The sequence below is a fragment of the Nonomuraea sp. NPDC049750 genome (assembly GCF_040659625.1).
Lineage (GTDB): Bacteria > Actinomycetota > Actinomycetes > Streptosporangiales > Streptosporangiaceae > Nonomuraea.
In genome coordinates, this window is sequence record NZ_JBFANB010000009.1 from 113,047 (window position 1) to 132,160 (window position 19,114).

Below are 19,114 nucleotides of genomic sequence, written 5' to 3' on the forward strand. Positions count from 1 at the left end.
CGCTTCCGGACTTGTCACATGAGGTAGCGCAGCCATAGGTAGGGGGCGACCAGTGTGACGGTGACCGCGGTGACGATCAGGCCGTACTTGGTGAACTGCCAGAAGCTGATGGGAGTGCCGTTGCGGGCGGCAATGCCGAGCACGACCACGTTGGCGGCGGCACCGACGGCGGTGGCGTTGCCGCCCAGGTCGGCGCCGAAGGCCAGCGCCCACCACAGCACCTGTCCGGGCCCGTTGCCGCCGCTTGCCTGCACGAGGTCGGACACGATCGGGCTCATCGTCGCCACGTAGGGGATGTTGTCGACGATGGCCGACAGCACGGCCGAGGCGCCCAGGATGCCCATGGTGGCCAGTTCCAGTTGTCCGCCGGTCGCCGCGGCGGCGGCCTGGGACAGCCGGCCGATGACGCCGGTCTCGACCAGCGCGCCGACCATGACGAACAGCCCGGCGAAGAACACCAGCGTGGGCCACTCCACCTCGGCGATGGCCTGCTCGGTGGTCACCTTGGTCGCGGCCACCAGCACGCCCGCGCCGAGCAGCGCGACCACCGAAGGCTCGTAGTGCAGCACGGGGTGCAGCACGAACGCCGCCATCACCAGCGCCAGCACGGCCAGCGACTGCCACAGCAGCCTGTGGTCGGCGATCGCCTCCCGCTCCTCCAGCGCCATGATCTCGCTGGCGCGTTCGGGGTCGTAGCGGAACGAGCGGCCGAACATCAGCCAGCACAGGCCGACGAACACCGCCATCAGCACGATGACCATGGGTGCCATGTGGAGGAGGAAGTCGTTGAAGCTCAGGCCCCCACGGCTGGCGATGATGATGTTCGGCGGGTCGCCGACCAGGGTGGCCGTGCCGCCGATGTTGGAGGCCATCGCCTCGGCGATCAGGAACGGCGCCGGGTTGACGGCCAGCCGCTCGCACACCAGGAAGGTCACCGGCGCGATCAGCAGCACCGTGGTCACGTTGTCGAGCAGCGCCGAGACGCCGGCGGTGATCAGCACCAGCTGCGCCATCAGCCGGAACGGGCGCCCGCGAGCGCGCTTGGCGGCCCAGATCGCCAGGTACTCGAAGACGCCCGTCTCCTTCAGTACGCCGACGATGACCATCATGCCGAGCAGCAGGAAGATGACGTTCCAGTCGATCCCGGTGTGCTCGGAGAAGAACGCCGCCTTCGCGCCCGTGGCGTGGACGGCCAGCATGATCCCGGCGCCGCCGAGCGCGGCGGCGACCCGGTGGACCTTCTCGGTGGCGATCAATGTGTACGCGATCAGGAACACCGCCACGCTCACCCAAGCCGGCGCATTCACGCCCCGAGCACCCGGTCCAGCAGCGCCTGCAGCGTCACGGCGCCCAGCAGGCGCCTATCGGCGACGATCGCGACCAGCGGGCTGTGGGTGCGGGCCATCAACGCGGCCAGTTCCAGGACGGTGGCATCGGGGTCGGTGACCGGCAACTCGCGCCGGTCTCGTGGCAGGACCTCGCGTATGGTGCGGCCCTCCAGCGCGTTCAGGAAGGCGTCGGCGTGCGCCTCGTCCACCACCCGGGCCAGCGCCGGATCATCCTGGCAATAGCCGGGCACGGCCAGCCGCAGCACCTGGGTGCCGGGCAGGATCGTGAACGGGGCGCCGTCGTCGTCCACCACGATGATGCCGGGCAGATCCTGCTCGGCGAGCATCCTGGCCGCGTCGATCACGGGAGAGTCGAGACCGACCACGGGAAAAGCGGCGAGCAGGTCGTGGGCACGCACTGGGCACATCCTTCGGGGTTCCGCACCGCCTGAAGCGCGGCATCACGGGGCCGCGGTCGTGTTCAGGCCGTCCAGGAGCAGGTCGAGGCCGGTGATGAACTGGTCGCGGTCGTCGTGGTCGCGCAGGTCCGTGGTGGTGCGCGTCAGGAAGGGGTAGTCGGCGGGGTCGAGTTCTGCCCAGCTTTCGGCGGTCCGCGCGAGGTAGGCGTCCCGGCTGGTGGCCGCGTCGAGGGTGGCGCATGGGGTGATGATCTGGGCGCTGACGCCGGTGATGTAGTAGGAGATCGCGGTGGAGACCGCGAAATGCCGTTCGGCGGGCAGCTCGGTTCGTGCGACAAGGGTGCCGATGCGGTCGAGCAGGCGCAGCGCGTTCGCCAGCGTGGCCGGGGCGGTGACGTGGGAGGCTGCCCACGGGTGCCGATCAAGGGCATCGAAGACGGCGATGGCGAGCGCGCGCAGCCCGGCGCCGGCGCCCTCCTCGAGGCGCGGAACCGCGGCGAAGGCGTGGCCGAGCACCTGATCGGCGGCCAGGGCGACGAGCTCGTCCTTGTTCGTCATGTGCCAATAAAGCGCGCCGGGTCCGGTGTTCAGCTGTTTGGCCAGCAGCCGGAAGGTGAGTCCCCGTTCGCCGTGCTCGTCCAGCAGCGTGACGGCCGCGTCGACGATCACCTCTCGCGAAAGGGCGCCGGCGCGTCCCCCAGTGGGTGCTCTTCCGCGTGTCCGTGCCATGACCTCATTTTGACACATCCTGGACCGGCGTTCCATATTACTTATGGAACGCCGATCCATATTGGAGTCCGGGCAGCCGCCCGTACGGGAACGAGGAAGCCCATGAACACCAGCCACCACCCGATCGCCATCGTCGGCGCCGGCCTCGGCGGCTTGACCCTCGCCCGGGTCCTGCACGTCCACGGCATCCCCGCGACGGTCTACGAGGCCGACCCCTCGGCGAAGTCCCGTACGCAGGGCGGCCAGCTCGACATCCACGAGGACGACGGGCAGCGCGCGCTCGCCGACGCCGGTCTCACCGCCGAGTTCCGCGCGATCATCCACGAGGGCGCTGAGGCGCTGCGCGTGCTCGACCGGCACGGCAAGCTGCTGTTCGACGCCCCGGACGACGGCAAGGCGCGGCGTCCCGAAGTGCTCCGCGGAGACCTGCGCCGGATCCTGCTCGACTCCCTGCCCGGCCAGACGGTCCAGTGGGGGCGCAAGGTCACCGGTGTCCGGCCCCTCGGCGACGGCCGGCACGAGCTGACCTTCGCCGACGGCGCGAGCGTGACCAGCGGCCTGCTCGTGGGTGCCGACGGCGCCTGGTCGAAGATCCGCCCACTGCTGTCCGACGCCGAGCCCGAGTACACCGGCACGACCTTCATCGACACCTACCTCTACGACGCCGACGAGCGGCACCCCGCGACGGCCGAGGCGGTCGGCGCCGGCGCGATGTACGCGCTGACCCCGGGAAAGGGGATCATCGCGCACCGCGAGGCGGGGAACATCCTGCACACGTACGTCGAGCTGAACCGCCCCGCCGAGTGGATCGACGACCTCGGCTTCACCGATGCCGCCGCCGTGACCGCTCGGGTCGCGGCCGAGTTCGACGGGTGGGCGCCGGAACTCACCGCGCTGATCACCGACGGCGAGACCGCTCCGGTCGCGCGCATGATCCACACGCTCCCGGACGGGCACCGATGGGATCGCGTCCCTGGGGTGACGCTCCTCGGCGATGCCGCGCACCTGATGCCGCCGTCAGGCGATGGCGCGAACCTGGCGATGTTCGACGGCGCCGAACTCGCCAAGGCGATCGTCGCGCACCCCGGCGACATCGAAGCGGCACTCACCGCCTACGAGAAGGAGCTGTTCCCGCGCACCGAGGCCTTCTACGCCGACGCCCACGAGATGCTGGACCTCTGCCTCGGCGACCGCGCGCCGTTCGGACTCATCGACCTCATCAACGGTGATCCCCAGCCCTGAGCCGCACCGTCGATCACGGGGCGAAGGCCGCGGCGGCCGCGTGATCCTGCGCGAGCCGCTCCTGCTCAGCCGTCCACCCGGCCGCCGCGCGCAGCCGGTCGAACTCCTGGGACAGGGTGGTCCCCGAGGTGGTGCGCGCGTCGGTGCTGATGGTGACGGCCAGCCCGTCGGCCAGGAGCCGGGCCGCGGGATGCGCTTGGAGGCTGGAGACCGCGCCGGTCAGTACATTGCTCGTCGGGCACATCTCCAAGGCGATGCCGTCGCGCCGCAGCCGCTCGAGGAGCGCGTGCTCGCCGGCGCACCTGACGCCGTGGCCGATCCGGCGCGCGCCGAGCACGTCGATCGCCTCCCACATGCTGTCGGCGCCCGCCGCCTCACCGGCATGGACCGTACACGGGAGTCCGGCCGCGTGGGCGAGATCGAAGGCGGCCCGGTGCGGGGTGGCGGGGTAGAGCCGCTCATCGCCCGCGAGGTCGAGCCCGGCCACGTGGTCGCGATGCCGCAGCGCCGTCTCGGCGACGGCGAGGCTCTCCTCGGGTGTCTGGTGTCGCAGGCAGCACAACAGCAGCCCGGTGCGTACGCCGGTGGCCTGCCGCCCCGCCGCCAGCCCCTCGGAGACCGCTTGGACCGCCTCGTCCTGGGTCATGCCGCGATGGCCGTGCAACTGCGGGGCGAAGCGCGCCTCGCCATAGACCACGCCGTCGGCGCTCCAGTCTTCGACCAGCTCGCGGGCGGCCCGGTGGAGGGCGTCGGGGGTCTGGAGTACTCGCAGCGGCAGGTCGATGTAGGTGAGGAAGTGGCTCAGGCTGCCGCAGGAGGCGGGTGCCGTGACCAGCTGTTCGACGGGGGCGGTCAAGGCGATGCCCTGGTGGCGGGCCAGGTCGGCGACCGTGCCGGGGCGTACCGATCCGTCGAGATGACAGTGCAGTTCGTGACGCGGTACGGAAGCGGCGATCATTGGTGCTCTTTCAGGTCGTGTCGGCTTTGGTGGATTCCGGCGCAGGTGGTGAACAGCAGGTCCTTGAAGCCGACTTCATTGACCCGGCGGACCAGCGTCAGATTGGGCGGCGGGGCGGAGCGGCGGCGGTCGATGATCAACTGGCCGCGGGTCTCGTCGCCGAGGGCGATGTCCACATGGGCCCGCTCCCGTTGGGTGATCAAATCGGGCCGCAGTGCCACGGCCATGGCGACCGGGTCGGGGAGGTCATAGCCGGCCAGGCCGGTGACGTCGCGGGCCCAGTCGGCGAGAGTACGGTTCACGCGGTGGGCGAAGGTGGCCATCGGGGTGCCGAGCCGCTCCAGCCGGGACTGGTCCTCGGGCGTCATGACGGCGTCCCGGCGGGAGACGTCCCAGCCGATCCAGGTCACTTTGTCGGACGTGGCGCTCCGCAACACCACCCGGGCCGCCTCGGGGTCGGCCCAGGCGTTGAACTCGGCGGTGGCCGTGATGTTGCCGCTCAGGTCCGCGGCGCCGGCCATGCAGTACACATGCCGGTAGCGGGTCAGCAGATCGCGGTCGCGGACCAGCGCGGCCGCGAGATTGGTGAGCGGGCCGAGCGTGACCAGCGTCAACTCGCCCGGGTGATCGCGCGGGGAGGACAGCAGGACCTCGACGGCGTGCCGCTCCTCGGCCGGCCGCAGCGGGTCGGGTAAGCCGATGTCGCCCATCCCGTCCTGGCCGTGCACCTGCTGGGCGGTGGACAGCGGACGTGTCATCGGGCGTTCGCATCCCGGGTGGACGGGGATGTCGACGCGCCCGGCCACTTGCAGGGAAAAGAGCGCGTTGCGGGTCCCCGTCGCCAGGGGTACGTTCCCCGCCACCGTGGTCACGGCGCGGATGTCGCCCAGACCACTGGCGGCGGCCAGCAGCAGCGCAACCGCGTCGTCCGACCCGGTGTCGGTGTCGATGATCAAGGGAAGAGCCGGCACTGCTCACCTTTCATCTAATCGGTTAGACCACAGCCATCTAATCGATTAGATGGCAGAATGTAAACCGCTATGATGAAACGCGCAGACAAGCCCATCACGCTGGCCGATGTCGCCCGCCGAGCGGGGACCTCCACGGCGGTGGTCAGCTATGTGATCAACAACGGTCCGCGTCCCGTCGCCGCCGCGACGCGCGAACGCGTCCTGGCGGCCGCGGCCGAGCTGCGCTACCGGCCCAACCGCATCGCCAGGGCGCTGCGCTCGCGTACGACGGGCGTGGTCGGCCTGGTGCTGGCCGACGCGTCCAATCCCTACTTCGGCGCCCTGGCCAGACACATCGAGCAAGCGCTCGAGAAGCGCGACCGCCTCACGCTGGTCGGCAACGCCGGATACTCGGCGGATCGCCAGCGGCATCTCATCGAACGTTTCCTGGCCGCCCAGGTCGACGGGCTGGTGATCGTCGCCGCGGACGGCGGGGGAGATGTGGCGGCTCAGGCTGAGGCGGCAGGCGTACCGGCCGTGTACGTCCATCACGGGCACCCCGGCGGGCACGGACAGGTGGTGGCGGCCGACAACCAGGCCGCCGTGCGCGAAGCCGTCGCACACCTGCGCCGGCACGGGCACCGGAGCCCCGCCTTCCTGTCCGGCCCCACCGACGAAGGGCCCGTGGGAGTGCGCCGCGAGGCCTGGGCCACGGCCGTGTCCGGCGATCCGGACGCCGTGCTCCTGCGCTGCGACTACTCACGCGGCGCCGCGGACTCCTTGACCCGCCACCTCATCGCCGAAGGGGCCATGCCGCGCGCCTTGATCACCGCCACGGACGAGCACGCCATCGGGGTCCTGTCCGGGGCGTGGGCCCGCGGGCTCGCGGTCCCCGACCGGCTGGCGCTGATCAGCCTCGACGGTACGCCGGAGAGCGCCCACACCGCTCCGGCGCTGACCGTTACCGAGCAGCCGCTGCGGGTCATGGCGGAGCAGGCCGTCGAGCTGCTGTTCGGCGACATTTCCGAGGCGCTTGCCGCGTATGCCCCGTTGGTCGTCAGACGCAGCTGCGGCTGTGCGGCTTGATGATCTCGTCCAACACGCTGAAACCTCTTACGCTGGGCGTGTGCCCGACGATGATGGAACCCGGCCCGCCCGCGTCGAGGACGTGCACGAACTGGCTCTGGCCATGCCGCACGTCACCGTCGTACACGGGACCGGCGGCAATCCGGTCTACCAGGTGGGCGGCAAGTCGTTCATCTTCTTCCGCAATCCACGGCCGGATGCGGTCGACCCCGAAACCGGGGAACGCTATCCGGATGTGATCGTCTTCTGGGTCGAGTCCGAGGCGGACAAGCAGGCGCTGGTGCAGGACGAGGCGTCGCAGTTCTTCACCACCGCGCACTTCAACGGTCACCCGTCGGTACTCCTGCGGGCCGGCCGGATCGGTGAGCTCACCCGCGACGAGTTGGCCGAGGTGGTCCAGGACGCGTGGCTGTCGCGTGCGTCGGCGCGCAGAGCGGCAGCCTGGCTGAGCACACATCCTCCGGCGTGATCACACTTCGACCGGGGGAAGCTCGCTCACGGGTCCGGGCGCCCACCTCTCGAAGGTTCATTCAATTAATTGATTGAGTAGTATGTGCGGCATGTCATGTCGCCAAGGGAACGGCATGCTCACCGAGGATCAGGGGAGGCCCCACACAATGGTCACGGTTGTTTTCGGCGCCCGGGGGAGTGTCGGCCGCCATGTCGCCGCAGGTCTGACCGCTTTGGGCAGGCCGGTCCGGCTGACGAGCAGGACGCCGGACAGCTCCCACATAGCGGCGGATCTGGACGCGCCGGAAACGTTGCCCGCCGCGCTGGAAGGCGCCTCGCACGTCTTCCTCTATGCCAAGCCCGCGGGCATCGCCGGTTTCGTGACGGCTGCCCTTACTGCGGGGGTGCGGCACGTGGTGTTGCTCTCGTCCGGGGCGGTCGTGCAGCCCGGCGCCGACCGTAATCCGATCGCGCGGGACCATCGCATCGTGGAGTCGGCCCTGGAGGAGTCCGGGTTGTCCTGGACCTTCCTGCGGCCGGGGATGTTCGCGACCAACGCCCGATGGTGGTGGACGCGGGCGATCAAGGGCGGGGAGGCGGTGCGACTGCCGTACCCGGAGGCGATGACGGCTCCCGTCAGCGAGCGGGACATGGCCGCGCTCGCGGTGACGGCGCTGACCGAGCACGGGCACGGGCGGCAGGCGTACACCTTGTACGGGCCGCAGGCGCTCACCCTGCGCGAGCAGGTCGGGCACATCGGCGCGGCCATCGGCAGGGAGATCCCGATCGAGGCGATCACACCCGAACAGGCGCGGGCCGACCTGGGCAGGACGATGCCCGCGATGGGCGTGGAGGCGATCATGGGCGCGTGGGCAGCCGGCGCCGAGACCGTCCCGGAGACCTCCGTCATCGTCGAGAAACTCACCGGACACCCTGCCCAGACCTTCGCGGAATGGGCACGGGACCACGCCGCCGACTTCCGCTGACCACCTCCAGGCCGGTCCTGCTCTGACAGGTCTCGCAGGCCCTTCGCCGTCGCAAGGTGCATGATCGTTCGGCGGCTGGGCAGGTGCACCCTCGTGCAAGATGAGGGATTGGTGTTGCTCGCGGCCTGGGGGCAATTCCTGGTGCTGCTGGTGCTGCTGGGGTACTTCCTGCTGCGGCGCCGTACATGAGGGCCTCGAAGCATGTCGCGCTGACCCTGGCCATGCTGCTGCTGAGCGGGTGTGCGAGCCCTGCCTGGGATGACCACGACTACGGGCTGAAGGCCGCCCAGTCGGCGCAGTCGGCCGCCTCAAGCCTGGAGATCGTACGGCTGGCCGTACGCCACGAGGACCGCCTGACCACGCCCTACCTCAAGACGCTGTTCACCGAGACGGTCAAGGATCTGGGCAGCGTCAACAGCCAGTTCGGCGGGGTGCAGCCGCCGTCCCCCGCCGCCGACGAGGTGCGCGGGCGGCTGCTCGACCTCACCGGCGAGGCCGAGGACCAGGTGGCGTCGCTGCTCATCCAGGTCAGGCGGGACGGGATCAAGGATTCGGCCGCAGCCGCAAAGGACCTTGAAGGGGTCGCCACGAAGCTGCGGGCCTTCGAGGAGGCACATCGGTGAAGAAGCTCTTCGCGGTGACGCTGGGCATCCTCACCGCCTTCGGAGGGTTCGTCGACATCGGCGACCTGGTCGCGAACTCACTGGTCGGCGCCAGGTTCGGGATGTCGCTCGCCTGGGTGGTCGTGGTCGGCGTCATCGGGATCTGCCTGTTCGCCGAGATGTCGGGCCGGATCGCGGCCGTCTCGGGGCGGCCGGTGTTCGACCTGGTCAGGGAGCGGATGGGGCCACGGGCCGGCCTGGTCAACCTGGGGGCGTCGTTCTTCATCAACGTCCTCACCCTGGCCGCCGAGATCGGTGGCGCGTCACTGGCCCTGGAGCTGGCCACCGGGATCAACTACCTGCTGTGGGTGCCGGGCGTCGCGCTGGTGGCGTGGCTGGTGATGTGGCGTGTCAAGTTCGAGACGATGGAGCGGATCTTCGGGCTGGCCGGGCTGGCGCTGGTGGCGTTCGCGGTGGCGCTGTGGCAGCTCGGGCCCGACTGGCACGAGCTGGGCCGCCAGCTCACCCAGCCGCCGGCCGACGAGGGCGCGCCGACGTACTGGTACTACGCGATCGCCCTGCTCGGCGGCGCCATGACGCCGTATGAGGTGTTCTTCTTCTCCTCCGGCGGGGTCGAGGAGAAGTGGACCCGCAAGGACCTGATCACCTCACGGGCCAATGTGTTCGTCGGCTTCCCGCTGGGCGGATTCCTGTCGCTGGCCATCGCGGGCTGCGCGGCGGTGGTGTTCTTCCCGGTGAAGGCGGAGGTCGACACACTCGGCCAGATGCTGCTGCCCGCCGGGATCGGACTGGGGCAGCTCGGCCTGGCGGCGGTGATCTTCGGGGTGTTCGCGGCGACGTTCGGCGCGACTCTGGAGACCGCGCTGTCGTCGGGCTACACCATCAGCCAGTACTTCGGCTGGCAGTGGGGCAAGCTGGTCCGTCCCCGCGACGCCGCGCGCTTCCACTCCGTGGTGCTGGCGGTGGTCGTCATCGCGATCGCGCTGATCCTGACGACCATCGATCCGATCATGGTCACCGAGTACTCGCTGGTCTTCTCGGCGGCGGCGCTTCCCCTGACGTACCTGCCAGTGCTCATGATCGCCAACGATCCCGACTACATGGGCGACCAGGTCAACGGCCGGTTCGGCAACGCACTCGGGACCGCGTACATGATCCTTCTGCTCGTGGTGGCCGTGGCGGCCGTCCCGCTGATGATCGCGACGAAGGCGGGGCAATGAGGGCTAGGGAACTGCACGCGAACCTGCACCTGCTCGACCGGCAGGTGATCAGCGCCGACGACGGGCACCCGGTGTGCAAGATCGACGACCTGGAGCTGACCTTCGACGAGGAGGGGCGCCCCTACATCGTGTCGATCCTGACCGGCCCGCTCGCGCTGGGCCCGCGCCTCGGCGGCCTCGTCGGCCGCCTGATGGTGGCGGTCACCGAGCTGTTCCGCCCCGAAGAGGATCCCGGTCCGCAGCGCCTCCCCATGCGCCTGGTATCCGACATCGACAGCGCCGTCACGGTGGGGGGTACGCCTCAGGAGGCGGCTCTCGAACACTGGGCCCGGGTCAACCTCATCGCCCCGCTGCCGGGCAGCGGCGCCGAGCCGGTCGCCCGCGACCGGCACCCGGCCAGGATCGGCGAGGTCACGGGCGAGCTGCGGATGAGCACCCTGCTCGGCCGCCGCGTCCTCGATGCCGACGGCAGGCCGGTCGGGCAGGTGGCCGATGTACGGCTCCGCCAGGACGGGCCGATGCTCGGCGACGTACAGCACGCTTTTCGCGTCGCCGGCCTCATCGTGGTCCCTCGTCACACCGGCCGGTTGTTCGGCTACGAACGCGGGCCGCACGGACCTGGACCAGCCCTCGTCCGGGCCCTCGTCAGAGGACTGCACCGCGACAGCCGCTACGTCACCTGGGAGCAGGTGGACGACCTCGGCGAGGATGTGCGGCTCAACGCCGACACGGGCGCGCTCCTGCCGCTCTCCGACCTCTATCGGCCAGTCTCAGCAGATGAGGGGCAGGAGAGCGGGCCGACAGCGTAACGGACCGCCGGTAACTTTGTAGAATACCGCCGGTATGAACACCCGCGCGTCGCTACCGCGGTAGGCGGAGTCCCGCGATGAGGAATTCGACCAGCCGCCGAGCGTCGTAGCGGGGATCGTTCTCCGCGCCGATGCAGAGGTTCCCGACGCCGCGCATGAGCTCCAGGGCGTCGACGTCGGCGCGGATCTCGCCGGCGGCGGCCGCGGCTTGGAGCAGGTGGCCGCACACGGGTACGAGCCGGTCGAGGAAGTAGGCGTGCAGCGCGTCGAAGCCGGCGTCGTCGGAGCGGAGTACGGCGGCGAGCCCGTGCTTGGTGACCAGGAAGTCGACGAACAGGTTGATCCATCGCCCCAGCGCGGCGTAAGGACTCGCGACGGCCGCCAGCAGGGCCGGTCCGGCCTCGGCGCAGGCCTCGACCTGGTGCCGGTAGACGGCGATGATGAGATCCGCCCGGGTCGGGAAGTGCCGGTAGATCGTGGCCACCCCGACTCCCGCCCTGGCCGCGATGTCGCGCACCGGCGCCTCGACGCCCGAGGTGACGAAGACGGCCGCGGCGGCGTCGAGCAGCGTCCTCTCGTTGCGCCGGGCATCGGCCCGCTTGCGGGGGCCCGCGCCTCCGTCGTCCACCGTTACCGTTCCCTCCATTGTCGGGTTGCGAACCGGAACCGTGTTCCTTATAGTAGTCGGAACGGGATTCCGTTTACTCATGATGCCAGAGCGCCGACCGGCGGCCAACCCGCGCCTCGTCATCGCGTCATGCCCATGCCTGGGATCGCAGTGGGATGCGAGTAAGTCGATGCGATGGGCGTCGGCAGAACATATCGGAAACCCGTTCCGTTTATAGCGCCCAGCGTCGAAAGGACCAAAGCCCTCAATGTCGCAAACCACCCGACCCCGCTTCGGGATCATGACCGCCCCGTCACAGGTCGACTACCACGACGTCCTGCGGGTCTGGCGCGAGGCGGACACGATCCCCGAGATCGAACACGCGTGGCTGTTCGATCATCTCCTGCCCATCTTCGGCGACCCGAACGGCACGATCTACGAGGGCTGGACGTTGCTCTCGGCCCTCGCCGCCCAGACCCGGCGGCTGCGGCTCGGCGTGCTGGTGACCAGCAACCGCATCCGGCCTCCCGCGATCCTTGCCAAGATCGCCACGACCGTCGACATCGTCTCCGGCGGACGGCTCGACTTCGGCATCGGCGTCGGCTCACGACCCAGCGTGCCCTGGGCCCGGCGCGAGTACGAAGCACACGGCCTGCCCTTCCACGACACCGCCCACGCCGTGGGCAGCCTCGCCGAAGCGTGCACGGTGATCAGGCGATTGTGGACCGAGACCGAACCGTTCGACTTCCACGGCACGTACGTCCAGGTCACCAACGCTTTCGGCAACCCCAAGCCGGTCCAGCGCCCCCACCCGCCGATCCTCATCGGCGGACGCTCGTCCGCGACGCTGCGCGTGGTCGCCGAGCACGCCGACCTGTGGAACATCCCCGGCGGCGACATCGACGACGTCATCAGCCGCAGCGCGCTGCTGGACCGCTACTGCGCCGAGATCGGCCGTGACCCCGCCTCGATCACCCGCTCGATCCACCTGCCCGTCTCCTACGACCAGCCCGGCAGCACCCGGGACGCGATTGGCGAAGCGCTCGACGCCGGTTTCCGGCACATCGTCCTCGGGTTGTCGGCGCCCTATCCCGCCGACGTCGCACGCTGGGTCGCCGACCAGTTCATCACCAAAGACCACTGAAGGAGCATCCCAATCATGATCGAAACAGACATGGCGGTCCCGGCCGCGGGCGACGGCGACGTGGCCGTCAGCGCACCCACCCCGGTCGTCTCGGTGAAGCCGGTGGTCCTGTCGGCCCCGGGCCGTGGTGAGGACCTGCGGGTGCGCGTGTCCGCGCCCGCGGCCGGGCACGAACTGCCGGTCATCGTCTTCTCGCACGGCTTCGGCTGGTCGTCGGACGGCTATGCCCCGCTGGCCGACTTCTGGGCCGCTCACGGCTTCGTGGTGATTCAACCCACCCATCTCGACTCGCGGACGCTGAGCCTGCCGCCAGAAGATCCCCGTACCCCACTGATCTGGCGTTACCGGCTCGAGGACATGAAGCGCGTCCTCGACCAGCTCGATCTCCTCGAAGCCGCCGTACCCGGCCTCGGCGGGCGCCTCGACCACGGCCGCGTCGCCGCGGCCGGGCACTCCTGGGGCGGCCAGACGGCGAGCATGCTGCTGGGCGCGCGAGTCCTCGATCCCGAGGGCGAACCGGGACAGGACATGTCCGACCCCCGGATCAAGGCGGGGGTGCTGCTCGCCACGCCCGGCCGGGGCGGAGCCGAGCTGAGCCCGTTCGCGGCCGAGCACTTCCCCTTCATGAATCCGAGCTTCGCGGGCATGACCACGCCGGCCCTCGTGGTCGCGGGGGACCGAGACCAGTCCCACCTGACCGCCCGAGGGCCGGAGTGGTTCACCGACCCCTACTTCTTGAGTCCGGGCGGCAAGAGCCTGCTCACGCTGTTCGGGGCCGAGCACTCGCTCGGCGGAGTCTCCGGCTACGAAGTCGCGGAGACGACGGACGAACACCCCGGACGTGTCGCCCTGATCCAGCGGCTCACCTGGGCCTACCTTCGCCATGTCTTCTACCCCGAAGACCCGAGCTGGCTCGCGGCGCGCTCCGCGCTGGCGGACGATCCCGAGCCGCTGGGACGGATCGAGAGCGACTGAAGCGGCCCGGGTGGGCGCTACGCCTCGACGCGGTAGCCGCTGGCCTGGGTTTCGAACAGCCGGGCGTAGCCGCTGTCCGCGGCCATGAGGTCGTCGTGGGTGCCCCGCTCGACGATGCGCCCGTCGCCGAGCACCACGATGAGGTCGGCGTCCCGCACGGCGCCGAGCCGGTGGGAGACGAGCAGGCTGGCACGGCCCGCCCGGTGTTCACGCAGCCGCCGGTGCACCTGGTATTCGGCCTCCGCGTCGAGTCCCGAGCTGGGTTCGTCGAGGATGAGCAGGTCGCGCTGTTCGCGGACGAGCGCGCGGGCCAGGGCCAGCCGTTGCCACTGGCCTCCGGACAGCACCACTCCGGCCTCGTCCTCCGGGCCGAAGAAGATCCGGCTCAGCATCGTGTCGTACCCGTGCGGCAGGGCCCGTACGGTCTGGTCGGCTCCGGACATCTCGGCGGCGGCCTGGATCCTGCTCCGGTCGGACATCGCCTCGATCTCGCCGACGCCGATGTTCTCCGCCGCGGTGAGGTCGTAGCTCATGTAGTCCTGGAAGAGCACGCCCATCCGGGCGCGGAGGTCGGCCGGCGGTACGTCGCGAATGTCCACGCCATCCCAGAAGATCGCCCCCCGGGAGGGGTCGTAGAAGCGGCACAGCAGTTTGATCAGCGTGCTCTTACCGGCTCCGTTGAGTCCGATCAACGCGACCGACGCGCCGTGAGGGATGGTCAGGTCGACGCCGCGCAGCACCCAGGGGTGGCCCTCGGCGTACCGGAACCACACGTCGCGCAGTTCGATGCCGCGCCGCAGGGCCGGCAGCGCGGCCGGGCGGTGCGGCGGTGGGAGGTCGTCGGAGAGTGACATCACCCGCTCGTGGTGGTCGAACAGGAGCAGTGAGTGGCCGGCGTTGGCCGCGTTCTCCACGGTCGCGATGAGGGCGGCCTGGGTGCCGGCCACCGCCCCGGCGAAGGCCGTGACGTCGCCCAGGGTCAGCCGCCCGGACAGGGCCGAATACACCGCCCAGACCAAGCCGATGCCGCTGACCAGGGCGGACAGGGTCGCCAGTGACGACTGCGTGAGCGCTTCGCGCCGGTCGAGGCGCCGCTCGGCCGTCTGCATCGTGGTGAGCTCGCCGATGACCCGGCGCCTGAGGAAGTCGCCGAGCCCGAAGAGCCGTACCTCCTTGGCGGCCTCCACGTCGGTGAGCAAGGAGGAGTAGAAGATCTGCCGCCGGGCCGCCGCCGACTGCCCGGCGAGCATCCTGGTCCGCCGCTTCTCCAGGGACATCCTGGCGGCGAGGGTGGGCAGCGCCGCGACCGCCACCAGCCCGGCCATCAGCGGGCTCAGCACGGCCAGAGCGCCGAGGAGCCCGGCCAGGGCGATGACGTTGCGACAGAGATCGAACAGGCCCGAGGTGATCGGCCCCATCGCGCCGCCCGTGGCCTGCGTGGCCATCCGCAACTCGTCGAGGAAAGCGGGGTCCTCGAAGCGTGACAGCCCTTGGAACTCGTTCACCCTCGTGTACAGGCGGTCCTGCAGCAACAGGTCGAGCCGGCGGTCCGACTCGCCCCGCAGGTACCCCGTGACGTGCGGCAGCACCCCGGAGGCCAATCCCAGCGCGACGAGCCCGGCGACCGGGCCCAGCGCCCGTTCCGCTAGGCCCGTCGCCAGCCCGTCGATGAGCAGCTTCGTCGCCCACAAGGCGCCCGTGGGCAGCAGCCCGGCCACGACGGTGACGACCAGCTGGGACACCGCCAGCACAGGTCCCGCCCGCCAGCACAGCAACCCCAGGGTGGCGGCCCGCCGCAGCCGGTCCGGCATCATCCGGCGGTGGCCATGGCGGCGAGTTCCGTGTCGGCGGCCAGCACTCTGCCCTCCTGGTCGGCCCGGAGGAAGGTGGGGAAGGCCTCCACGCCGAGGGCGTGCGCGAGACTGCCGGCCTCATCGCCCGTGATCACGCTCGACACGCCGCCGACCACGGTGACGAGATCGGCCACCTTCGCGCCGTCGCCGGTGATGACCGCCAGGGCGGGCTCCTTGCCCGCCTCCTCGGCGAACTGCGGTGCGCGCTCGTGACAGGTGCTACAGCCGACGTCGAAGAAGCCGACGAGCCGCGCGCCCGCCGCCGCCTCGGGCAGCGTGCGACCGACCAGGACGCCCGGATCGTACGGCATGAGCATCGCGTGTCCGGCCAGGCGCTCCAGCTCAGCGGTGTGCTCGCGGAGCCGGCGGAGCACTCCCAGGTTGAGCACCAGGTTGAACAGGCACAGGAGGGCGAGGAACACGACAGCGGCAACCAGGAAAGCCATCAGGAAACAACCTCACTTCGAGCGAGCCGGGGTCTGGCGGCGGGTGGCCGCCGCCGCCAGACCTGCGTGTCCTACTTAGCCGCCGCAGACTCTGAACGCGTAGCAGGCGCCGCATCGGGTCGTGCCGCCGGCGGTGGTGCAGATCTTGCGGAAGTCGGAGCGCTCCCGGCAGTAGCAGTGGACGTACCACTCGGCGGCCGCCTTCGCGGACGCCTTGGGCACCAGCTTGCCGAGAATCCGGTCGCCGAGCCGGCCAAGAACAGCAGTCATGGACTCGTTCCTTTCGTAGCGATGCGGTTAGCCGAAACCTATTCGGGCGGCATACAGCACCCCATACAGCCGCGCTACAACCGGGCGGTGAGCAGCCTTTCCAGCACCGGATCGCAGCGCGTCGCGGGATCGGCGAACAGTCCCGCGGCCTTGCCGGCGTCCGCCGCGGCCCCCGGGTCGCCGAGGGCCGCGCGTGCTCTGGCGAGCTGGCGGAGGCAGGCGGCGTGGCCGTACGCGTCGCCGATCTTGGTGGTCAGCTCAAGGACGCGGGTCAGGTCGGCCACCGCCGCGGCCGGATCGCCCTGCCGCAGCCGGATCTCGGACCTGCTGAGCAGTACCTCCCACTGGTCCTCCCGGTTGCCGGTCGCCTCGCAGCGGACCAGCGCCTCCGCCAGTACCGCCAGTGCCCTGTCCCGCTGGTCGAGCAGGCAGTGGGCGCGGCCGAGCGCGGCCAGGGTGATGCTCTCGCCGTACAGGTCGCGATCGGCCCGCCGGATGGCCAGGCACCGTTCGAAGCGGTCCACCGCCTCGGTGTGGCGGCCCAGCCGGAGCAGCACCTCGCCCAGGTTGTGCGAGACCAGTCCGACCCGGTTCGGCCGGTACGTCTCCAGCAGCAGCAGGCCCGCGCCGATGTGCTCGAAGGCCGCGTCGAGATCCCCGGTCTGCATGCACAGCCAGCCGAGATTGTGCAGCGCCAGCCCCTCCTCACCGCGCTCGCCCACGGCCCGCCAGAGGCCGAGCGCCCGGTGCAGGAGGGCGCGGGCCGCCTCGGGCCGGCCGGACTTCCACTCCAGCAGGCCCAGCGTCGCCAGCGTGGCCGCCTCCGCGACACGGTCGCCGTCACGCCGCGCGACCTCGATGGCGAGCCGCGCGATGGTCTCGAGCTCCCGCCAGTAGCCGCTCTTCATCGCGATGGCCTTGATCAGCGCCGTCAGCTCGATGACGAAGCCACCCCGCTCACCTTTCGCCGCCTGTACGGCCGCCGCCACCAGGAACGGCAGCTCCGTGTCCAGCCACCGTAGGGCCGCGGCGAGATCCGGCAGCCCCACATCGGAGGCGTTCCCGCCCCCGCCGGCCGGCACCAGGTGTGGTTGCAGCAGGGTCTGCAGCCGGCGGAGACGATCGAGGTACCACTCCAGAGCCCGTCCGACCGCCCGCGTACGCTCCCGTGGCGCGTCATGGGCGACGGCCAGCTCCGCGGCGAACAGCCGCAGCAGGTCATGCATGCGAAACCGGCCGTCGCAGACCGGCTCCAGCAGCCGGGCCTCGGTCAGCTCATCGAGCGCGGCCTCCGCCGTCGTCTGGTCGACGTCGGCCAGCGCGGCGGTGAGCTCGACGCCGGCCTCAGGCACCTCCAGCACGCCGAACGCCCGGAAGACCGCCTTCGCGGTGCTGGTCAGCGTCCCGTACCCGACCTCGAAGCAGGTACGCACCCGCAGGTCGGCGGCCTGGAGCTCGTCCAGCCGCCGTTGCTGGTCGCCCAGCCGCTCGCCGAAGCGGGCCAGCGACCAGTCGGGCCGGCCCGCCAGCCGGGCACCGGCGATGCGCAGGGCCAGCGGATGGAAGCCGCACCAGCGGGCGATCTCCGCGGCCGCTCGCGCCTCGGCGCTCACCCGCTCGGGACCGGCCAGCAACCTCAGCAGGCGCACCGACTCCACCTCGTCGAGCATGCCGACGGCGATTGGCACGGCGTCCATGGTGGTCAGCGCGGCGCGACTGGTGACCAGCGCCGCGCAGCCGCCGCCCGCCGGCAGCAACGGCGCCACCTGGGCGGCGCCGACGGCGTTGTCGAGGACGACCAGGACGCGGCGGTCGGCCAGCAGCGACTGGTAGTGGGTGGCCGCCTCCGCCGGTGCCGCCGGGACGTCGCAGGGCGGCACTCCGAGCGCGCGCAGGAAACGGCCGAGCACCTCGGCCGGCCGCAACGGGGGCAGGCCCGGCGTGGATCCCTGGAGATCCACGTAGAGCTGGCCGTCGGGATAGCGGTCGGCCACGCCGTGCGCCACCGTCAGGGCGAGCGCCGACTTGCCCGCCCCACCAGGCCCGTGCAACGCCACCACGGGCGGGCTCGCCGCGTCGGGACCGTGCGGCCTCTCCACGGGCGGGCCCGCGCCGGAACCGATCACGGCCGCGCCCGCCTCCCCGTACAGGACGCTGCGCAGGTGGGCCCGCTCGGCCGAGCGGCCCACGAACGCCAGCGGCGCCCGGGGAAGCAGACGTGGGCGCGGGCGTCCGTCCGCGACGGGCACGGCCGCGGTGTCTCGGTCGGCCGCCAGCAGGGCGGTGTCCCTGCGCAGGATCGCCTGCTGCAGCAAGCGCAGGTCCGGCCCGGGATCGATGCCCAGCTCGTCGGCCAGGACCCGGCGGGCGGCCCCGAACGCGTCCAGTGCGCCGACCACGTCGCCGCAGCGATAGAGGGCCGTCATGAGCTGACCGTGCAGCCGCTCGCGCAGCGGATACTGGCGGATCACCTCGCGCAACCGGGCGGCCGCGAGCTCGTTCCTGCCGAGGGCGAGCTGGATGTCGGCGTGTTCCTCCACCACGCCCAGGTAGTGGTTGGTGAGGCGGGCGACCACCTCGCGCAGCGTGGGCCCGAGCGGTACGTCCTCCGCCGCCGTCCCTTCCCACAGGGCCAGGGCCTGGGTGAATGCCTCCCCGGCGGCGCTCGTGTCGCGCTTGGCCAGCGCCTGGCGGCCGCGCGCGGACAGCGCCTCGAACTCCAGGAGGTCGAGCTCCTCCGGTCCGGCCCGCAGCAGGTAGCCGACGTCGGAGGTGACCAGCCGCTCCTCATCCGGCAGCAGCTTGCGCAACTGCATGAGGTACGTACGCAGGTTCGCCACCGCGGAGCGGGGCGGCCGCTCGTCCCACACCTCCGCCACCAACGACCTGATGGGTACGACGTGACCCGCCCGGGCCAGCAGCATGGCGAGAACGGTACGTTGCTTGGGCGCCGTGATCCTGACCGGCGATCCGTTGACCTGGATCCGCATCGGCCCGAGAAGTCGAAACCGCACGATGT

The 19,114-nt window shown here is 70.8% G+C and carries 20 protein-coding genes; 10 read left to right on the top strand and 10 right to left on the bottom strand.

The window, feature by feature from the left end:
• Positions 1-14: 14 nt before the first annotated feature.
• Genes AB0J16_RS24375 through AB0J16_RS24385 form a run of 3 tightly spaced genes read right to left on the bottom strand, consistent with a single transcriptional unit; the run spans position 15 to position 2,476 of the window.
• On the bottom strand, positions 15-1,307 hold the full coding sequence (locus AB0J16_RS24375) for an ArsB/NhaD family transporter (RefSeq protein ID WP_358543340.1): 1,293 nt from the start codon (positions 1,305-1,307) through the stop codon (positions 15-17).
• A complete protein-coding gene (locus AB0J16_RS24380; RefSeq protein WP_358543343.1) occupies positions 1,304-1,747 on the bottom strand; it encodes a CBS domain-containing protein in 444 nt (147 codons plus the stop codon). Before AB0J16_RS24380 ends, AB0J16_RS24375 begins: the two co-directional genes overlap by 4 nt.
• A 42-nt stretch (positions 1,748-1,789) precedes the next feature.
• Positions 1,790-2,476, bottom strand: coding sequence for a TetR/AcrR family transcriptional regulator C-terminal domain-containing protein (locus AB0J16_RS24385; RefSeq protein WP_358543346.1), 687 nt, complete (start codon positions 2,474-2,476; stop codon positions 1,790-1,792).
• 102 nt (positions 2,477-2,578) lie between these two features.
• Between AB0J16_RS24385 and AB0J16_RS24390 the strand changes: the two genes are divergently transcribed.
• Positions 2,579-3,718 (top strand): NAD(P)/FAD-dependent oxidoreductase, encoded by a 1,140-nt coding sequence (locus AB0J16_RS24390; protein WP_358543349.1) that lies wholly within the window; start codon positions 2,579-2,581, stop codon positions 3,716-3,718.
• A 13-nt stretch (positions 3,719-3,731) separates the two neighbouring features.
• Here the strand turns inward: AB0J16_RS24390 and add are convergent, their stop codons facing one another.
• Together add and AB0J16_RS24400 are read right to left on the bottom strand one after the other, a co-directional pair.
• Positions 3,732-4,676 (bottom strand): adenosine deaminase, encoded by a 945-nt coding sequence (gene add / locus AB0J16_RS24395; protein ID WP_358543353.1) that lies wholly within the window; start codon positions 4,674-4,676, stop codon positions 3,732-3,734.
• Positions 4,673-5,647, bottom strand: coding sequence for a nucleoside hydrolase (locus AB0J16_RS24400; protein WP_358543355.1), 975 nt, complete (start codon positions 5,645-5,647; stop codon positions 4,673-4,675). The genes add and AB0J16_RS24400 overlap by 4 nt, the downstream gene beginning before the upstream one ends.
• Before the next feature lie 69 nt (positions 5,648-5,716).
• Here AB0J16_RS24400 and AB0J16_RS24405 point away from each other — a divergent pair, with 69 nt between their 5' ends.
• The 7 genes from AB0J16_RS24405 to AB0J16_RS24435 all read left to right on the top strand — a co-directional run bounded on the left by AB0J16_RS24405 (position 5,717) and on the right by AB0J16_RS24435 (position 10,800).
• Positions 5,717-6,712, top strand: coding sequence for a LacI family DNA-binding transcriptional regulator (locus AB0J16_RS24405; protein WP_358543358.1), 996 nt, complete (start codon positions 5,717-5,719; stop codon positions 6,710-6,712).
• 40 nt (positions 6,713-6,752) lie between these two features.
• Entirely contained in the window at positions 6,753-7,181 is a 429-nt protein-coding gene (locus tag AB0J16_RS24410; RefSeq protein WP_358543360.1) for an MmcQ/YjbR family DNA-binding protein, read from the top strand.
• Between the two features lie 148 nt (positions 7,182-7,329).
• Positions 7,330-8,148 (top strand): NAD(P)H-binding protein, encoded by an 819-nt coding sequence (locus AB0J16_RS24415; RefSeq protein ID WP_358543362.1) that lies wholly within the window; start codon positions 7,330-7,332, stop codon positions 8,146-8,148.
• Positions 8,149-8,208: 60 nt separating this feature from the next.
• Positions 8,209-8,337: a hypothetical protein gene (locus AB0J16_RS24420; RefSeq protein ID WP_358543365.1), complete on the top strand. Its 129-nt coding sequence runs from the start codon at positions 8,209-8,211 to the stop codon at positions 8,335-8,337.
• A complete protein-coding gene (locus AB0J16_RS24425; protein ID WP_358543368.1) occupies positions 8,334-8,771 on the top strand; it encodes a hypothetical protein in 438 nt (145 codons plus the stop codon). Before AB0J16_RS24420 ends, AB0J16_RS24425 begins: the two co-directional genes overlap by 4 nt.
• The gene (locus AB0J16_RS24430) at positions 8,768-9,991 is read left to right on the top strand and encodes a divalent metal cation transporter (protein ID WP_358543370.1); all 1,224 of its coding nucleotides are present in this window, start codon (positions 8,768-8,770) and stop codon (positions 9,989-9,991) included. The genes AB0J16_RS24425 and AB0J16_RS24430 overlap by 4 nt, the downstream gene beginning before the upstream one ends.
• Entirely contained in the window at positions 9,988-10,800 is an 813-nt protein-coding gene (locus AB0J16_RS24435) for a hypothetical protein (RefSeq protein WP_358543371.1), read from the top strand. The genes AB0J16_RS24430 and AB0J16_RS24435 overlap by 4 nt, the downstream gene beginning before the upstream one ends.
• A gap of 52 nt (positions 10,801-10,852) precedes the next feature.
• On the opposite strand, the gene AB0J16_RS24440 is transcribed toward AB0J16_RS24435, so the two are convergent.
• Positions 10,853-11,446, bottom strand: a complete 594-nt coding sequence (locus AB0J16_RS24440; protein WP_358543373.1) for a helix-turn-helix domain-containing protein — start codon at positions 11,444-11,446, stop codon at positions 10,853-10,855.
• A gap of 229 nt (positions 11,447-11,675) precedes the next feature.
• Between AB0J16_RS24440 and AB0J16_RS24445 the strand changes: the two genes are divergently transcribed.
• Together AB0J16_RS24445 and AB0J16_RS24450 are read left to right on the top strand one after the other, a co-directional pair.
• A complete protein-coding gene (locus AB0J16_RS24445) occupies positions 11,676-12,551 on the top strand; it encodes an LLM class flavin-dependent oxidoreductase (RefSeq protein ID WP_358543376.1) in 876 nt (291 codons plus the stop codon).
• A 30-nt stretch (positions 12,552-12,581) separates the two neighbouring features.
• Entirely contained in the window at positions 12,582-13,526 is a 945-nt protein-coding gene (locus tag AB0J16_RS24450) for a chlorophyllase (RefSeq protein WP_358543931.1), read from the top strand.
• A 17-nt stretch (positions 13,527-13,543) separates the two neighbouring features.
• On the opposite strand, the gene AB0J16_RS24455 is transcribed toward AB0J16_RS24450, so the two are convergent.
• The 4 genes from AB0J16_RS24455 to AB0J16_RS24470 all read right to left on the bottom strand — a co-directional run bounded on the left by AB0J16_RS24455 (position 13,544) and on the right by AB0J16_RS24470 (position 19,109).
• Positions 13,544-15,340, bottom strand: coding sequence for an ABC transporter ATP-binding protein (locus AB0J16_RS24455; RefSeq protein WP_358543378.1), 1,797 nt, complete (start codon positions 15,338-15,340; stop codon positions 13,544-13,546).
• Positions 15,337-15,825 carry a hypothetical protein gene (locus AB0J16_RS24460; RefSeq protein WP_358543380.1) on the bottom strand — a complete coding sequence of 163 codons (489 nt, stop codon included), beginning with the start codon at positions 15,823-15,825 and terminating at the stop codon, positions 15,337-15,339. Before AB0J16_RS24460 ends, AB0J16_RS24455 begins: the two co-directional genes overlap by 4 nt.
• Before the next feature lie 75 nt (positions 15,826-15,900).
• Complete coding sequence (locus AB0J16_RS24465; RefSeq protein ID WP_357960560.1) at positions 15,901-16,095, bottom strand: hypothetical protein; 195 nt, start codon at positions 16,093-16,095, stop codon at positions 15,901-15,903.
• Positions 16,096-16,169: 74 nt separating this feature from the next.
• On the bottom strand, positions 16,170-19,109 hold the full coding sequence (locus AB0J16_RS24470) for a BTAD domain-containing putative transcriptional regulator (RefSeq protein WP_358543382.1): 2,940 nt from the start codon (positions 19,107-19,109) through the stop codon (positions 16,170-16,172).
• Positions 19,110-19,114: the final 5 nt, after the last annotated feature.

What these genes read in the sequence shown, in the direction of transcription:
- AB0J16_RS24435 (WP_358543371.1), top strand. Translation starts at nt 9,988, where the DNA reads ATGAGGGCTAGGGAACTGCACGCGAACCTGCACCTGCTCGACCGGCAG.
- AB0J16_RS24405 (WP_358543358.1), top strand. Translation starts at nt 5,717, where the DNA reads ATGATGAAACGCGCAGACAAGCCCATCACGCTGGCCGATGTCGCCCGC.
- AB0J16_RS24415 (WP_358543362.1), top strand. Translation starts at nt 7,330, where the DNA reads ATGGTCACGGTTGTTTTCGGCGCCCGGGGGAGTGTCGGCCGCCATGTC.
- AB0J16_RS24440 (WP_358543373.1), bottom strand. Translation starts at nt 11,446, where the DNA reads ATGGAGGGAACGGTAACGGTGGACGACGGAGGCGCGGGCCCCCGCAAG.
- AB0J16_RS24460 (WP_358543380.1), bottom strand. Translation starts at nt 15,825, where the DNA reads ATGGCTTTCCTGGTTGCCGCTGTCGTGTTCCTCGCCCTCCTGTGCCTG.
- add (WP_358543353.1), bottom strand. Translation starts at nt 4,676, where the DNA reads ATGATCGCCGCTTCCGTACCGCGTCACGAACTGCACTGTCATCTCGAC.
- AB0J16_RS24465 (WP_357960560.1), bottom strand. Translation starts at nt 16,095, where the DNA reads ATGACTGCTGTTCTTGGCCGGCTCGGCGACCGGATTCTCGGCAAGCTG.
- AB0J16_RS24385 (WP_358543346.1), bottom strand. Translation starts at nt 2,476, where the DNA reads ATGGCACGGACACGCGGAAGAGCACCCACTGGGGGACGCGCCGGCGCC.
- AB0J16_RS24390 (WP_358543349.1), top strand. Translation starts at nt 2,579, where the DNA reads ATGAACACCAGCCACCACCCGATCGCCATCGTCGGCGCCGGCCTCGGC.
- AB0J16_RS24450 (WP_358543931.1), top strand. Translation starts at nt 12,582, where the DNA reads ATGGCGGTCCCGGCCGCGGGCGACGGCGACGTGGCCGTCAGCGCACCC.
- AB0J16_RS24455 (WP_358543378.1), bottom strand. Translation starts at nt 15,340, where the DNA reads ATGATGCCGGACCGGCTGCGGCGGGCCGCCACCCTGGGGTTGCTGTGC.
- AB0J16_RS24445 (WP_358543376.1), top strand. Translation starts at nt 11,676, where the DNA reads ATGTCGCAAACCACCCGACCCCGCTTCGGGATCATGACCGCCCCGTCA.
- AB0J16_RS24420 (WP_358543365.1), top strand. Translation starts at nt 8,209, where the DNA reads ATGATCGTTCGGCGGCTGGGCAGGTGCACCCTCGTGCAAGATGAGGGA.
- AB0J16_RS24425 (WP_358543368.1), top strand. Translation starts at nt 8,334, where the DNA reads ATGAGGGCCTCGAAGCATGTCGCGCTGACCCTGGCCATGCTGCTGCTG.